The 15,221-nt window shown below is 71.9% G+C and carries 12 protein-coding genes; 7 read left to right on the top strand and 5 right to left on the bottom strand.

The annotated features are described in order from the left end of the window. Nucleotides 1–7: 7 nt before the first annotated feature. Nucleotides 8–1,486 (bottom strand): glutamate--cysteine ligase, encoded by a 1,479-nt coding sequence (locus ACFY2A_RS16285; protein WP_387172357.1) that lies wholly within the window; start codon nt 1,484–1,486, stop codon nt 8–10. 87 nt (nt 1,487–1,573) lie between these two features. On the opposite strand from ACFY2A_RS16285, the gene ACFY2A_RS16280 reads away from it, so the two are divergent. Then, a complete protein-coding gene (locus ACFY2A_RS16280) occupies nt 1,574–1,918 on the top strand; it encodes a DUF3817 domain-containing protein (RefSeq protein ID WP_387172355.1) in 345 nt (114 codons plus the stop codon). Between the two features lie 77 nt (nt 1,919–1,995). Here ACFY2A_RS16280 and ACFY2A_RS16275 read toward each other — a convergent pair whose 3' ends face one another. Beyond that, complete coding sequence (locus ACFY2A_RS16275; RefSeq protein ID WP_363919555.1) at nt 1,996–2,535, bottom strand: hypothetical protein; 540 nt, start codon at nt 2,533–2,535, stop codon at nt 1,996–1,998. Between the two features lie 147 nt (nt 2,536–2,682). Between ACFY2A_RS16275 and ACFY2A_RS16270 the strand changes: the two genes are divergently transcribed. The 4 genes from ACFY2A_RS16270 to ACFY2A_RS16255 all read left to right on the top strand — a co-directional run bounded on the left by ACFY2A_RS16270 (nt 2,683) and on the right by ACFY2A_RS16255 (nt 7,710). Further along, nucleotides 2,683–3,801 carry a Vms1/Ankzf1 family peptidyl-tRNA hydrolase gene (locus tag ACFY2A_RS16270; protein WP_387172353.1) on the top strand — a complete coding sequence of 373 codons (1,119 nt, stop codon included), beginning with the start codon at nt 2,683–2,685 and terminating at the stop codon, nt 3,799–3,801. Beyond that, nucleotides 3,794–4,942 (top strand): thiamine pyrophosphate-binding protein, encoded by a 1,149-nt coding sequence (locus ACFY2A_RS16265; protein ID WP_387172352.1) that lies wholly within the window; start codon nt 3,794–3,796, stop codon nt 4,940–4,942. Before ACFY2A_RS16270 ends, ACFY2A_RS16265 begins: the two co-directional genes overlap by 8 nt. Before the next feature lie 302 nt (nt 4,943–5,244). After that, the gene (locus ACFY2A_RS16260; RefSeq protein ID WP_387172756.1) at nt 5,245–6,615 is read left to right on the top strand and encodes a hypothetical protein; all 1,371 of its coding nucleotides are present in this window, start codon (nt 5,245–5,247) and stop codon (nt 6,613–6,615) included. Between the two features lie 219 nt (nt 6,616–6,834). Further along, on the top strand, nt 6,835–7,710 hold the full coding sequence (locus tag ACFY2A_RS16255) for a SigB/SigF/SigG family RNA polymerase sigma factor (protein WP_363919549.1): 876 nt from the start codon (nt 6,835–6,837) through the stop codon (nt 7,708–7,710). 64 nt (nt 7,711–7,774) lie between these two features. Here ACFY2A_RS16255 and ctaD read toward each other — a convergent pair whose 3' ends face one another. The 3 genes from ctaD to ACFY2A_RS16240 form a co-directional block, all read right to left on the bottom strand. Continuing rightward, nucleotides 7,775–9,778: a cytochrome c oxidase subunit I gene (ctaD, locus tag ACFY2A_RS16250; RefSeq protein WP_387172349.1), complete on the bottom strand. Its 2,004-nt coding sequence runs from the start codon at nt 9,776–9,778 to the stop codon at nt 7,775–7,777. 88 nt (nt 9,779–9,866) lie between these two features. Then, a complete protein-coding gene (locus ACFY2A_RS16245; RefSeq protein WP_387172347.1) occupies nt 9,867–10,595 on the bottom strand; it encodes an ATP-binding protein in 729 nt (242 codons plus the stop codon). Between the two features lie 85 nt (nt 10,596–10,680). Beyond that, entirely contained in the window at nt 10,681–11,664 is a 984-nt protein-coding gene (locus ACFY2A_RS16240) for a glucosyl-3-phosphoglycerate synthase (RefSeq protein WP_363920221.1), read from the bottom strand. Between the two features lie 319 nt (nt 11,665–11,983). Between ACFY2A_RS16240 and secA2 the strand changes: the two genes are divergently transcribed. Together secA2 and ACFY2A_RS16230 are read left to right on the top strand one after the other, a co-directional pair. Further along, the gene (gene secA2, locus ACFY2A_RS16235) at nt 11,984–14,278 is read left to right on the top strand and encodes an accessory Sec system translocase SecA2 (RefSeq protein ID WP_387172345.1); all 2,295 of its coding nucleotides are present in this window, start codon (nt 11,984–11,986) and stop codon (nt 14,276–14,278) included. Nucleotides 14,279–14,467: 189 nt separating this feature from the next. Continuing rightward, nucleotides 14,468–15,208, top strand: a complete 741-nt coding sequence (locus ACFY2A_RS16230; RefSeq protein WP_387172343.1) for a GAF and ANTAR domain-containing protein — start codon at nt 14,468–14,470, stop codon at nt 15,206–15,208. The last annotated feature ends 13 nt before the right edge of the window (nt 15,209–15,221 follow it).

The raw sequence follows: 15,221 nt of genomic DNA, 5'->3' as shown, positions 1-15,221 counted from the left end.
GAGGTGGTCAGGGGATCGGCCACTCGTGGACCGGCCGGTTGCTGTGCATCAGCTCCACGTAGTGCCGGACCACCTGACGCAGCGCGTCCGGGCGGTCCAACTGGTCGGTCGACTCCAGCCGGTGCAGCGTCGCCACCTGCCAGGTGGCGCCGTTGCGGCCGGTGAGGCAGCGTTGCTCGATGATGCCGAGCAACCGGTCCCGCTCGTCCGGCTCGACACCCCAGCGGTCCAGACCGTGGTGGGCCAGGGGCAGCAGGCGACGCAGCACCAACTCGGCGACCGGCAGATAGCCCAGCCCGGGCCAGAAGACGTGGGCGTCGATGCCGTGCCGGGCGCAGGTGTTGAAGTTCTCCTCGGCCGCGCTGAACGACATCTGCGACCACAGCGGCCGGTCGGCCTCGGCGAGCGCCCGGACCAGTCCGAAGTAGAACGCCCCGTTGGCGATGGTGTCCAGCACGGTCGGTCCGGCCGGCAGGACCCGGTTCTCCACCCGCAGGTGCGGCCGGCCCCGCAGCACGTCGTAGATCGGCCGGTTCCACCGGTAGATGGTGCCGTTGTGCAGCCGCAACTCGGCCAGTGTCGGTACGCCTCCGGCGGCGAGTGTCTCGGACGGGTCCTCCGGATCGCAGACCGGAAGCAGCGCCGGGAAGAAGCGCACGTTCTCCTCGAAAAGGTCGAACACGGAGGTGATCCAGCGTTCACCGAACCAGACCCGGGGGCGTACGCCCTGGGTCTTGATCTCCTCGGGGCGGGTGTCGGTGGCCTGCTGGAACAGTGGGATCCGGGTCTCGCGCCACAGTTCACGGCCGAAGAACAGCGGCGAGTTCGCGCCGAGCGCCACCTGGATCCCGGCGATGGCCTGGGCGGCGTTCCAGTAGTCGGCGAACTGGCCGGGACCGATCTGAAGGTGGAACTGGGTGCTGGTGCACGCCGCCTCCGGCGTGATCGTGTCGGCGGTGACCGCAAGCCGTTCCACCCCGTTGATGGCGATCCGCAGATCCTCACCCCGGGCCGCGAAGATCTGCTCGTTGAGCAGCGCGTAACGGGGATTGGCCGACAGGGTGGCAGCGGTCAGGTGCTCCGGCAGCACGGTCGGCAGAATGCCGATCATGGCCAGCTGCGCGCCGACCGTGCGGGCCCGCTGATCGGCCGAGTTCAGGGCGGCGCGTACGTGCTCCTCGAACTCGGCGGTGCCGGTGCCGGCCAGCCGCCGCGGCGCGACGTTGATCTCGACGTTGAACTGGCCGAGTTCGGTCTGGAAGCTCGGGTCGGCCACGGCCCGCAACACGTCGGCGTTGCGCATCGCCGGCATCGACTCGGCGTCGACCAGGTTGAGTTCGATCTCCAACCCGGTCATCGGCCGGTCGACGTCGAACCGGGACTCGCGCAGCATCTCGGCGAAGACGTCGAGACAGCGGCGCACCTTGTCCCGGTAGCGAGCCCGATCCTGGCGGCTGAAGGTCTGTACGCCGACTTCCTCGCCCATAGGTCACCACCCTGTCACCGCTGGTACCCCGAACGTCGCACGTCCATGCCACCTGCGGAAGTCGGGACCGGTCGGGTGGTCCGTAGCATGGCCGTCGTGCGTGACAAGGTGACCCGACTGTTCGTGATGGCGGCGATCGCGGAGGCGATCTCCTGGGCTGGCCTGCTGGCCGGGATGGTGGTCAAGTACGGCCCGCCCGGCAACGAGCTGGGGGTGCAGGTCTTCGGTCCGATCCACGGCGCGCTCTTCGTCGCCTACGGGGTGCTGGTGCTGGCGGTGGCCCGGGTACACCGGTGGAGCCTGCTGGCCACGTTCGTGGCGCTGGCCTGCGCGGTGCCGCCGTTCGCCACCGTGGTCTTCGAGCGTTGGGCGCGGCGGCGGGGGATGCTCGACGTCACCGAGCCGGCCCCGGAGCCCGCCCCGGTCGGCTGAGAGCGAGCCGGCCCGGACCCCCCGCACCCCGCGGTCGACCCGCGCCGTCGGCGTTGCCGGACGGTCGCACGGCCGCCTCAGGTCACCGCCGTGCAGGCGGCCACCGTGGTGAGGACCAGCACGCCCAGCACCGCCTGAAGCAGCAGCGGGGGCCCGAGATGCGACCACATGGTGGCCGTACGTGGCCGGAGCAACTGCCCGGTGGTGAGGTTGACGATCCGTTCGATCTTCGGTGCCAGGTCGGGGTCGCCCTGGTCGCGCAGGGTCAGCTGGACGTGGTCGGCCGGATGCAGGGCACTCTGCGGCAGGTGCCCGTGCAACTCCACCTCGTAGAGCCGGCCGTCGGCGTCGCGCAGGCGAACCGGGGTGACCAGGTACTCGGGGCCCTTCTTCAGCTCCTTGAAGCTGCGCCGGCCCGTCCCGGAACCGGCCGAGAGCAGGGCCCGCACCAGCTTGGCCAGCAGGCCCGCCACGCCGGCCGCAGCGAGCACCACCACCAGCACCGGCTGCCCCACCCGCACCTCCCGGGGGTAGCCGTCCATCAGGCGCACGATCTGCGCGGTGAGGATCCGCCCGGTGGGGTGCAGGCTGCGCCGGGAGTACGATGTCGCGTCCATTTCACCACCCAGAGTCCGCCTACGCCTACAGATCGTATCGATCCTCCGAGTTGAACGACGTGAATGAAAACCGGTCACGCGGTTGCCGGCAGGTGACAAGCACCGTGCCGCGGGTAAGCGGTGGGCCGAGCTGGAAAGGGGTCGAGCATGCAGCTGTCCTTCCTGCGCCCGCTGTACCAGCGTCCAGGCCCGTGGTGCTCGGTGTACCTGGACGCCTCCCTGGACACCGAGGACGCGCACGCGGCACTCGATCTGCGCTGGCGTGGCCTGCAACGGCAACTGGCCGAGCAGGGGGCGGACGAGCCGACGATCGCCGCCATCGACCGGGTGGTCCGTGGACACGACCCGATGCCCGGCGACTACGGGCTGGCGGTGTTCGGTGCCCGGGGACAGGTGGTGCTCTCCGAGTACCTGTCCGCCCCGCCGCGTCGGGATCTGGCCGCGTACGCCCCGCTGCCGCATGTGATGCCGCTGCTGGCGCAGCGCGGCGAGCAGGTGGCGTGGGTGCGGGTGCTGGCCGACCGCACCGGTGCCGACGCCATGTCGGTAAGCGCCGGCGGAGTGCCCCGGCGGGCGCACGTCGCCGGCCGGGAAAGCTATCAGCTACGCCGGGTCAAGCCCGGCGGCTGGTCCCAGTCGCGCTACCAGCGGGCCGCGATGGAGGCCTGGCATCACAACGCCGGTGACGTCACCGCCGCGACCGTCGAGCTGGCCGAGCGGGTGGGCGCCGAGGTGGTGGTGGTGGCCGGCGACGTCCGCGCCACCGGCATGATCGCCGCCCAGATGCCGGACCGCTGGCAGGACCTGGTGGTACGCACTGACGCCGGTTCGCGGGCCGGCGGCGCCGACCAGACCCTGCTGGACGACCTGACCGTGCAGACCATCGCCGAGGTGGCCGACCAGCGGGTGAACGCGGCGCTGGACCGCTTCGGCACGCAGGAGGACGTCGGCGCCGGACTCGACGCCGTGGTGGCCGCGTTGCAGCGCAACCAGGTCGACACGATGCTGATCGTCGACGACCCGTCGGCCGACGGCCAGCTCTGGATCGGCCCGGCGGCCACCGACATCGCCACCGAGCCGGATCAGCTGGCCACGGTCGCCGAACCGGAGCGGGTCCGGGCCGACGCGGCGCTGGTGCGTGCTCTGGTGGGCACCGACGCCGAGCTGACCGTGCTCGGACCGGACGAGGCACCGGAGCTGGTGGACGGAGTGGGCGCGGTGCTGCGCTACGTCGACCAGGTCACCCCGGGACGGGGCGGTGCCTGACCCGAGCGTCGCTGACGCGGTGGTCGGCCGGCTGCTGGCCTGGCGGATTCCGCGGGTCTTCGGCCACCCGGAGGAGGCGGTCGCGGCACTGGTCGAGGCGCTCGACGCGACCGGTGGCGACCCGGAGTTCGTGCCTGCCCGCGACGCGGTCAGCGCCGCTGTCATGGCCGCCGGCCACGCCCGGTTCGCCGGCGGGCCGGGCGTCTGCCTGGCGGCCGGCGCAGTGGCCGCCGCTGGCCTGCTCGCCGGGCTCGACGCCGCCCGCCGCGCCGGGCTGCCGGTGCTCGCCGTCGTCGCCGAGCCCGGTCCGGTCCCGGACGACGAGGTGGGTGTCACGACGCGACTGCTCGCCGAGGTGTGCCACGGCGTCCGGTACGCCGCCGACCCGGTGCGGGTGCCGGAGCTGGTGGACGAGGCGCTGCGCGCCGCGTCGCGCGGTGGCGGCCCGGTGGGCCTCGTGCTGCCGTACCGGCCGGCGGACGACCGGAGGCGGGCCGCGTCCCCGGCCACCGGGTTCGCCGCGCGGCTGGTGCTCGACGAGCTGTCCACCCGGTTGCCGCCGACCGCGACGGTGGTCGTCGACGGCACCCTGCCGATGACCGGCCTCGCGCACCTCCCGGGCGCACCCGGCGACGTCGGCGTGGGTCCGACCGGGTTGTCCGGCGGCGGCGTCGTGGGTCCGACCGGGTTGTCCGGCGGTGCGTTGCCGTACGCCGTCGCCGTGAAGCTGGCCGCCCCCGACCAGCCGGTGGTCGCCCTGGTCGCCGACGACGGGATGCGCGCGCACGGGCTGGCCGAGCTGGTCAACATCGCCCGGCGCCGACCGGCGTGGCCCGATCCGCGCCTGGTGGTGCTGGTGTGCAACACCCGGTCCGGTCATGCCCGGCACCTGGATCCGGCCCGGCCGGTCACCGACGACGTCCCCTACGCCGGCTGGGCCCGGTTGCTCGGCCTGCACGGGGTGCGCGTCGACCGGCCGGAGCTGGTCGGCGCGGCCTGGGACGAGGCGCTGAACGCCGACCGGCCGTGCGTGCTGGAGGTGGTGACGGACGCGCTGACCCGCGGCTCGTGGAATCGTCTCACCGCCCCGACGGTCGAGGTTGACGCACAATGCCCCCTCGCGGCCCCTTACCCCACCTGACCTCGCATTCCCCGACACGTCGGGAAATGCGACAACATCGGGGATGTTGCTGCCTCAGGCGACGAGCGACGGCGATACAGCAAAATCCCCGATGTTGCAGGCCGGTGCTGGTGCACCGGCGATGGCGGGTGGTCGGTGTCGGGGGGGGGAAGGGGCAAGATCCCCTGATTGATGCCGCCCGGTGGGGAGATGCCCTGTTTAACCCGCATCGTGGCGGGAAGCCGGGCCGCGTGGTGAGCGATCGAGGCAAGGTGGGGCCGGTGCGCAAGGTGCGCCCGGGACTGACGGCGGCCGGGGCCGGCATGGCCGGCGACCGCGTCGTCGCGGTCGGCAGCACTGCCCGGATCCTGGTCGCGGCCACCGCCCGCGCCATGCGCGGCAGCGACTGCGCCGACCTCGGACACGCCGGGCCGGTGTCCCGTTTCGCCGGTACTCCCGACCCGGTGCGGCGGGCGGCGGCGATCCGCTCCGCCGGCCGGATCGCCCTCACCGCCGGGCAGGCCGCCGAGGTCGACGCGGAGCGGGTCGCCCGATGGTTCGTCGACCAGTACCCGCGTCGCCGGTATCCCGGGGTGTTGCTGGGTTCCCCGCACGGCGGCGTCGCGCATCTGGCGGTGGCGCTGGGCATGCCCTGGCTGCCCGCCGGGTTCGAGATGGTCGCGCACTGGCCGCAGGGCGCGGTGGACCGGCCCCGTGCCGCCCTGGACCACGGCGCGGCGCTCGCCGGACGGGTGCTCGCCGGCAACCCCGACCTACATGTACGGCAGGTGCACTGCCCGGCCAGCCGAGGTGCGCTGGCCGGGGCGACGGTGGCGCTGACCGGCCGCTGGCGGACGCTGCCGGCGGCGTACCGCAGCTTCCTGACCGACCGGCTGGCACCCGGCGCGCCGGTGCTGGTGCTGCGGGACACCCGGACCTGGCCGGTGGTCGACGCCGCCGACGGACACAGCTTCCAACTCGGCTGCCCGGCCAGCGGCCTGAACCCGGTGGACTTCCATCCCGACAGCCACGCCCTGCGGCAGGTGCTGCGCTCGGCCGGCGGTGACAGCGCGCACTGGGAACCACCGGAGATCTCCGCCCCGCCCGCCGCCGCCGAACACGGCGTGGAGTCCGGTTTCGACCGGGGCGTACGCGACTGGACCGCTCGGCACAATCATCCGTTGCACCAGATCCTGGTGCCCACGCCGGAGGCGCTCAGCGCGGCCACCGCGGACCTGTACCGACGTTGGCTGCGGGCCGCCGGCAAGACCGGTGACCGGCTGGTGGTCGAGTGCGGGCGACTGCTCGACCCCTGGCAGGTGCTCCGGGCCGGGCTGGTGCCGTACTGGTGCGAGAACGCCACCCGGCGCAGCGTCGAGCAGGTGGAGTGGTGGCTGGCCGGAAGTGAGTCGTTCACCTCGATCGACGTGCTGCCGGAGCCACCCGGCGTACGCTCACCGGCGCTGGCCGGGTTGCCGCAGTGGCTGGCGGTCGCCGGTTTCGGCCGGCGGCGGCGGGCCCTTGACCGCACCTCGGCGCGCGGCTACCCGGTCACCTCGGTGCCCACCCGCAGGGCCACCGAGGTGCTCCGCGCCCAGCCGTACGACCTGCCCAACCCGGCGCCGCTGGCGACCGGCGAGGCCCTGGCCGCGCTGCGCGACGGCGGCGGCCGCCACGGCCTGCTGATCTGTTGAGACCGGGCTGACGAAACATCCTCGCGAACCCGCGATCCCGTGATTGAGTACCTACGGAGCGGGAACACCGCCGGCTGCGACAGGCTGATCACCTTGCGTGGCGCGGCGCCGTCGCCCGCTGGCATCCCAGTCACGTAACCCAGTCACAGGCCCGTGCGTGCCTACGCGCGTGCCCGGTGTCGGTGAATCCGGGCGGGGTCCTTCCCGAGGGAGGCGCGGATGTTCGGACAGACCACCACAACCACACCACCACCCACCGATCGGGGGTTGGAGGACCTCGACGCCGCGGCGCTGGCGTACGCGGCGCGGATCGAAGGGCTACCGCCGGAGCGTCGCCAGGAGGCCCGCGACGACCTGGTCCGGTTCGCGTTGCCGTTCGCGGGCCGGTTGGCCCGCCGCTACCGGGGACGCGGGGAACCGCTTGAGGATCTGGAGCAGGTGGCCCGTCTGGGGCTGGTCAACGCCGTCGACCGGTACGACCCGGAACGGGGTTCCTTCACCGCGTACGCGGCAATCACCATCGTGGGTGAGATCAAACGCCATTTCCGGGACCGCACCTGGGGCGTGCATGTGCCCCGCCGGCTGCGCGACCTGATCCTGGAGGTCGGACAGGCGACGGCGGCACTGACCAGTGAACTGTCTCGGGCGCCTACCGTGGCCGAGCTGTCGAAACGGCTGGAGACGCCGGAGGCGGAGATCCTCGCCGCGCTGGAGTCGGCGGCCGGCTACAGCCCGGCGTCGCTCAACGCGCCGGTCGGCGGGGAGAGTTCGGCGGAGTTCGGCGACCTGGTCGGCGAGTCGGACATCGCGCTGGAGTCGGTCGACGACCGGGTGACCGTCAGCGGCCTGCTGCACCGGCTGCCCTGGCGGGAGCGGCGGATCCTGGCCATGCGGTTCTACGGCAACCAGACCCAGGCCGAGATCGCGGCCCGCTTCGGCATCTCCCAGATGCACGTGTCCCGGCTGCTGTCCAGGGCGCTGACCTGGCTGCGCCAGGCGATGCTCGCCGACGCGCCACCGCCGTGGCAGAACGGTCCCGCCGAGTCCGAGGCGGCCAACCAGGCGCGCGCCGCGGCTCCGGTACGCGGGCGCTGACCGACCATCAGGGAACGTCGTCGGGGGCGGCACCGAGTGGTGCCGCCCCGACGGTACGCGTGGGTCAGTTCTGCGGGGTGTCACCGTGCCCGCGCGGATGTCGCCACCGGTCGTTGGGCTGCGCGTCGCGCTGCGCGCCCAGCGGGTTGTCCTCCGGCTCGTCGGTCTCCTCGAAGCTCGGCCGGCGTACCTCCTCCGGCTCCGGCACGTCGACCGGCCGGGCACCGGACTGCGGCGCGGGCTGGTACGCGACCGCCTCCCGCGCGCCGTGCGCCCCCTCGGCACTCGGTGATTCCGGCATGTGCACCTCCCGGTGGAACTCGTCGCGGAACTCCTGCGGCGGTTTCGTGGTGCGCTGTGGAAGGTCGCGGCCCAGGTCGGAGACGAGCTCGCCGTACTTGGCGTCGAACGCGGGCCGTTCCGAGCGGATCCGGGGCATCCGGTCGAAGTTGCGCAGCGGTGGCGGGCAGGTGGTGGCCCACTCCAGGGAGTTGCCGAAGCCCCAGGGATCGTCCACGGTCACCTCCGCGCCGTAGCGCCAGGACTTCCAGGCGTTCCACATGAAGAACAGGGTGGACGCGCCGAGTACGAACGCGAAGATGCTGGAGATGGTGTTCAGCGTGGTGAACCCGTCGGTGGGCAGATAGTCGGCGTACCGCCGGGGCATGCCCTCGTTGCCGAGCCAGTGGTGCACCAGGAAGGTGCCGTGGAAGCCGATGAACATGGTCCAGAAATGCAGCTTGCCGAGCCGCTCGTCGAGCAGGCGCCCGGTCATCTTCGGCCACCAGAAGTAGAAGCCGGCGAAGAGCGCGAAGACCACCGTGCCGAAGACGACGTAGTGGAAGTGGGCGACCACGAAGTAGCTGTCGTGGGTGTGCCAGTCGGCCGGCGGGCTGGCCAGCAGCACGCCGGTCAACCCGCCGAGCAGGAAGGTCACCAGGAAGCCGATGGCGAACAGCATCGGCGTCTCGAAGGTGAGCTGTCCCTTCCACATGGTGCCGATCCAGTTGAAGAACTTCACCCCGGTGGGCACCGCGATCAGGTAGCTCAGGATGCTGAAGAACGGCAGCAGCACCTGGCCGGTGGCGAACATGTGGTGCGCCCAGACCGTCATCGACAGCACGGTGATCGCGATGGTGGCCAGCACCAGCCCGGTGTAGCCGAAGATCGGCTTGCGGGAGAAGACCGGGATGACCTCGGTGATGATGCCGAAGAAGGGCAGCGCGATGATGTAGACCTCGGGGTGACCGAAGAACCAGAACAGGTGCTGCCACAGCATCGGCCCGGCGGTGTCGGGGTTGAACACCTGCGCGTCGAGCAGTCGGTCGGCGCTCAGCGCCAGCAGCGCGGCGGCCAGCAGCGGGAAGACCAGGATCACCAGCACGCTTGTGAAGAGCATGTTCCAGGTGAAGATCGGCATCCGGAACATGGTCATGCCCGGCGCGCGCAGGGTCAGGATCGTGGTGATCAGGTTGACCGCGCCGAGGATGGTACCCAGGCCGGACACCACCAGGCCGATCACCCACATGTTCGCGCCGACGCCGGGGGAGTGCTCGACGGTGCTCAGTGGCGTGTACGCGGTCCAGCCGAAGTCGGCCGAGCCGCCCGGGGTCAGGAACCCGCCGACCACCATCAGCCCGCCGAAGAGGTAGAGCCAGTAGGCCAGCGCGTTGAGTCGGGGGAACGACACGTCCGGGGCGCCGATCTGGATCGGTACGATGTAGTTGGCGAAGCCGAACGCCGCCGGGGTGGCGAACAGCAGCAGCATCACTGCGCCGTGCGAGGTGAAGAGCTGGTTGTACTGCTCCGGGGCGAGGAACTGCAGACCGGGCCGGGCCAACTCGGCGCGGATGACCATGGCCTCGATCCCGGCCAGCACGAAGAAGCCGAACGAGGTCAGCAGGTAGAGCAGGCCGATCTGCTTGTGGTCGGTGGTGGCCAGGAACCTGACCAGCTTTCCGCCCGGAAGCGGCCTGCGCAGCGGTCCGGGATAGCCGCCGAACCGGGCCGGGGCGAGGATCGCCGGGCCCCGGTCCTGTCCGGGTTCGGTGGTTACCCGTTTCGGCATGAGCGCTCACCTGCGTTGACGACGGATAAGGACGGGTGTGGCTACCCACCCCGTCGACCATGTAACCAGGCGAGAGCGGTAATTTCGGTCAATTCGCCGGTAGCGTGGCCCAGACGGCCTTTCCGTCGCCGGCCGGGGCACTGCCCCAGCGGTCGGCCAGCTCGCGTACCAGCAGCAGCCCCCGACCACCCTCGTCGCGCTGCCCGGCTGCGCCGGGCCGGGCCGCCGCACTGCTGCCGTCGACCACGGCCAGGTGCAGCCAGGGCCGCCGTAGGGTCACCGTGACCTGCATCGGGGTGCCCGCGTGCCGAACCACGTTGCCGACCAGCTCGCTGAGCACCACCGAGGCCGGGCCGACCGCCTCGGGCAGGTTCCACCGGGCACAGGCGTCGACCACCAGTTCCCGGGCCCGCCGGCAGGCCGCCGCGACCGGGTCCAGGCGCAGCCGCAGTCGGGTCACCGCCGACGCGTCGGCCACCTGGCTCGCCTCGTCGCAGTTGTCCCGCACCGGCACCACCCGGCAGGCCGTCGACCCGGCCAGCAGCGCGGCGGCGTCCGGGGGCGGCGCGCAGAGCACCAGCGGCACGGCCGGCCAACCCGCGGCACGGCGCGCCACGGCGGCGAAGACCGACACCGCCAGCTGTTCCCGCACGTCCAGCTCGGTCAGGTCCACCACCAGCGCGTCGGGCTGTCGGGCCAGACATTCTTCCAGGAACGCGTACACCTGACGCATCGAGATCATGTCGAGGGTGCCGGCGAGGCGTACGACGGTGACGTGTGCTCCGTCGTGCACCTGGCAGCTGATCCGGCTGGCCATCTCCACCCTCGTCTCGGCGATGTCGCAGAGACTGGCAGGTACCCGGCCCCCCACCGGCTGAAACGCCACGGTGGGGCCGGACACGTCACGCCGCGGCGACCTGCCGTCGCGGCAGTCGGTGCTGCAACTCCGCCAGCGGGGGTCGCTCCTCCACGGCGACGTCGCTGACCACGATCTCCCGGTCCAGGTTCGGCAGCGCGTCCGAGCCGCCCCGGCGGAACTGGGTCAGCAGGGCGGTGGGCAGCACCTCCGAATTCGCCCAGCCCCGTCGTTGCAACCGGGACCAGGCGGTGAGCATGATCTGGGCGGACATCCGGCCCAGCGCGGCGGTGTCCTGGTGCCGGTGCTTACGCTCGCCGAGATCCACCTGGGCCAGCGCGTCCAACCCGACGAGTTCGAGCAGGTCGATCAGCATGGCGGTCTCGACGCCGTAGCCGGAGACGAACGGCACCCGGGCCAGCACCTCCCGGCGGCCGGCGTACTCACCGGCGAGGGGCTGCACGAAACCGGCCAGTTCCGGCCAGAACAGGTTCAGCATCGGCCGGGCCATCAGCTCGGTCACCCGGCCGCCACCGTCGGCCTCCACCCCGCTGGTGCTGACCAGGGGCCGGTGGTAGAAGCCCTTGACGAAATCGACCGACGGGTCGGTCAGCAGCGGGCCGAGCAGCCCGGTGACGAAGTGCGGCCGAAACTCGCGCAGGTCGGCGTCGACGAAGGCCACCACGTCGCCCTCCGCCGCGGCCAGGCCGGCCCAGAGCGCGTCGCCCTTGCCGGTCAACCGGGGCAGCCCGCGGGTCATCGCGTCCTGGCTGACCACCTCGGCGCCGGCGGCCCGGGCCACCGCGGCGGTGCCGTCGGTGGACCGCGAGTCGACCACGATCAGCTCGTCGACCAGCGACACCCGGTCCATCAGGTGCTCGCGGATGGTCGCCACGATCGCCCCGACGGTGGCTTGCTCGTTGCGCGCCGGCAGCACCACGCTGACCCGGCTGTCTCCCTTGGCCCGAAGGAGTCGTCGGGTCGGCCAGTCGGCCGCCGAGGTGGTCCGATAGGTGGCCCAGGCCTCCACCACCGGCGAGACCAGAGATTCGTTGTTGCGCACAGGCACCCCCTCGTCGGCGGGAAGACCGGAAGATGGATTTCCCAGCACCCCGCACGCTAATCGGATCGGTCCCCCAGCTTGATCACCACTGTGCTCCGGCCACGTTCCCAGCTGATGAACCTTTGATTGCGCCTCGCCGGTCATCCCAATTTCCGCGATCTTGCACTTCTGGTCGCCCTTATGCGCCGGACATCCCTTATGTCCAGACAGAAAGTGCAAGATCGCGCGAACTCGGGAGGGCGGGCGGGACGTTCAAGATCGGTTAGGTCGCGTACCGTTGCGGCTCATGGGTGTGTCGCAACGGTTGAAGACCAGGTTCCGCCGGTTCCTCCAGCGCCCGGGGACGACCGTCGATCTGGCTCCGCTGGAGAAGCTGCTGCCGGTCATCGAGGCCCGCGAGGAGGAGATCTCGGCGTTCGACGACGCCGAACTCACCGAGGCGGCGGCTGCGGCGTCGAGCTACGAGGAGATCTGTGCGCTCGGCCGCGAGGCGGCCCGCCGCGGCATCGACCAGCGTCCGTACGATGTCCAGCTGCTGGGTGCCATGTCGCTGCTCTCCGGCAAGGTCGCCGAGATGGCCACCGGTGAGGGCAAGACGCTCACCGCGGCGATCGCCGCCTACGGCCACGTCCGGCTCGGCAACGGGCCGGTGCACGTGCTGACCGTCAACGACTACCTGGCCCGCCGCGACGCCCAGTGGATGGAGCCGATCTACACCCTGCTCGGGCTCAAGGTCGGCTGGGTCAACGAGGCGTCCACCCCGGTCGAACGGCGTGCCGCGTACGCCTGCGACGTCACCTACGTCTCGGTGAGCGAGGCCGGCTTCGACTTCCTCCGCGACCAGCTCGTCACCGACATCGAGGACCGGGTGCAGCGGCCGCTGCGTACCGCGATCGTCGACGAGGCCGACTCGATCCTGATCGACGAGGCCCGGGTGCCGATGGTCCTCGCCGGCTCGGTGCCCGGCGAGCAGGACCCGGTCCACGCCGCTGCCGGGCTGGTACGCGGCCTGCGCAAGGGCAAGCACTACACGGTGGCCGAGGACGGCCGCAGTGTGGCCTTCACCTCCGCCGGTCTGGCCGCCGTCGAGGCCAAGCTCGGCATCGACCTGTACGACGAGGAGAACGTCGAGCAGCTCTCCGCGGTCAACGTGGCGCTGCACGCGCACGCCCTGCTGCACCGGGACGTGGACTACATCGTCCGGGACGGCACGGTCGAGCTGATCGACGAGATGCGGGGCCGGGTGGCCCAGCGCCGCCGCTGGCCCGACGGGCTCCAGGCGGCGGTCGAGGCCAAGGAGGGGCTGGACGCCACGGCCGAGGGCGAGGTGCTGGGCACCATCGCCGTGCAGGCGTACGTCGGGCTCTACCCGGTGGTCTGCGGCATGACCGCCACCGCGGTGCTCGTCGGCGACCAGTTGCGGGAGTTCTTCGGCCTGGAGGTCGCGGTGATCCCGCCGAACACCCCGTGTGTGCGGGTCGACGAGCCGGACCGCATCTACGCCACCCGGGCGGAGAAGGAGGAGGCGCTGATCGACGAGATCCGGCGCTGCCACGCCGACGGGCGCCCGGTGCTGGTCGGCACGCTTGACGTCAAGGAGTCCGAGCAGTTGGCGGCCGGGCTCAACGCCGCCGGGGTGCCGTGCGTGGTGCTCAACGCGAAAAACGACGACGAGGAAGCGGCGATCATCGCCGAGGCCGGCGCGTACGGCGCGGTCACCGTCTCCACCCAGATGGCCGGCCGGGGCGTGGACATCCGTCTCGGTGGCAGCGACCAGGTCGACCGGGAGCGGGTGGCCGAACTCGGCGGCCTCTACGTGATCGGCAGCGGTCGGCACGACAGCCGTCGCGTGGACGACCAGCTGCGTGGCCGGGCCGGTCGCCAGGGCGACCCCGGTGGCTCGGTCTTCTACGTCAGCCTGGAGGACGACCTGGTCGTCCGTCACGCCGGTGACACGGTGCCGCCGTCGCCTCGGATGAACGCCGACGGCCTGGTCACCGACCCGCAGGTGGACTACGCCGTCGAGCACGCCCAGCGGGTCGCGGAAGGGGTCAACCACGAGATCCACCGCAACACCTGGCGCTACAGCGTGGTCGTCGAGCAGCAGCGCAAGGCCCTCGCCGAGCGGCGGGAGCGGCTGCTCACCAGCGACGTCGCGGCCCTGATGCTGCTGGACAAGATGCCGGAGAAGGCTGGCGAGATGGACGAGGACCTGCTGGCCCAGGTGGCCCGGTCGATCGCCCTCTACCACCTCGACCGGCTGTGGGCGTCGCACCTGGCCGAGCTGTCGGAGGTCCGCGAGGGCGTGCACCTGCGGGCCCTGGGGCGGCTCGATCCGCTCGACGAGTTCCACCGGGCCGCGGTGCCGGCGTTCACCGACCTGGTACCGGCGATCGAGGCGCGTACCCTCGCCACCTTCGCCGAGACCGAGTTCGACGAGGACTGGGAGCCCGACGCGGCGGAACTGGTCCGCCCGAGCGCCACCTGGACGTACCTCGTGCACGACAACCCGTTCGGCTCCGAGCTGGACCGGCTGATCGCCTCGGTCGGCCGGCGGCTCAGCGGGGCCGGCTCACGCTGAGTCGTTTGGTCCGGCCCACCCCTCCCGGCGGCACCCGTACCCTGGAGGGGCCCCGGTTTGCGCCGTTTCGACCATTGTTGGCGCGGGTAGTAGGGCGATCGTGATGTCGAGGGGCGGCTCCAGCGTGGGGGCCCAGCCGAGGAGGAGACGGGTGACGACGCTGACCGGGCGTACGGGAGTCGCGAGCCGGTGAACCTGGAGACGCGTACGCCGCTGGCGGAGACCCTCGGCGTGTTGGAGACGGCTGCCCTGCTGCGGGAGTTGACCGCCGGGCTGATCGCCGTGGACGACTTCGACGTGGCACTGTCCGCGCTGGCCCGGATCACCCGGGACGCCCTGGCGGGGGTCGCCTGGTGCGGCTTCACCGCCCTGCGGGCCGGTGAGCCGGCCGGCGTGGCCGCCGCCGACTCGCGGCTGAGCGGGCTGGACGACCTGCGGTACGGACCGGACACCCCGGCGATGGACGCGATCCGCCGCCGGGAGATGGTCGGCGCGGAGGAACTGAGCGCAGAACCACGCTGGCCGGACTGGACGCCCCGGGCCCGCGAACTGGGCGTACGCGGGGTCATCTCGGCGCCCGTCGACATCGACGACCAGGTGATCGGCGCGGTGAACCTGTACGCCGCCGAACCCGACGCGCTGACCCCCGGCCACCAGTTGACCGCGATGCTGCTGGCCGAACACGCCGGCCTGCTGCTGGCGGCGGTCCGCGACCGGGAGAAGCGCGCCGCGCTGACCGGGCAGCAGGACAACGCGCTGCTCAATGACGGCGTGATCGGCCAGGCCGTCGGCGTCATCATGACCCAGCGCGGCTGCCCGGCCGAGGACGCCCTCGACGTGCTGCGCAGCGCGGCGTCGTCGCTGTCGATCCCGCTACGGGAGGTGGCGGAGCGACTCGTCAGCACGGTCTCCCGGCCCCGGGACAACTGACCGGGGCGTGTCG

This window comes from Micromonospora sp. NPDC000442 (genome assembly GCF_042898635.1).
In the GTDB taxonomy this organism is placed as follows: Bacteria; Actinomycetota; Actinomycetes; order Mycobacteriales; family Micromonosporaceae; genus Micromonospora.
Note: the sequence above shows the minus strand (reverse complement) of the source record. Positions and strands in the feature narration are given on the sequence as shown.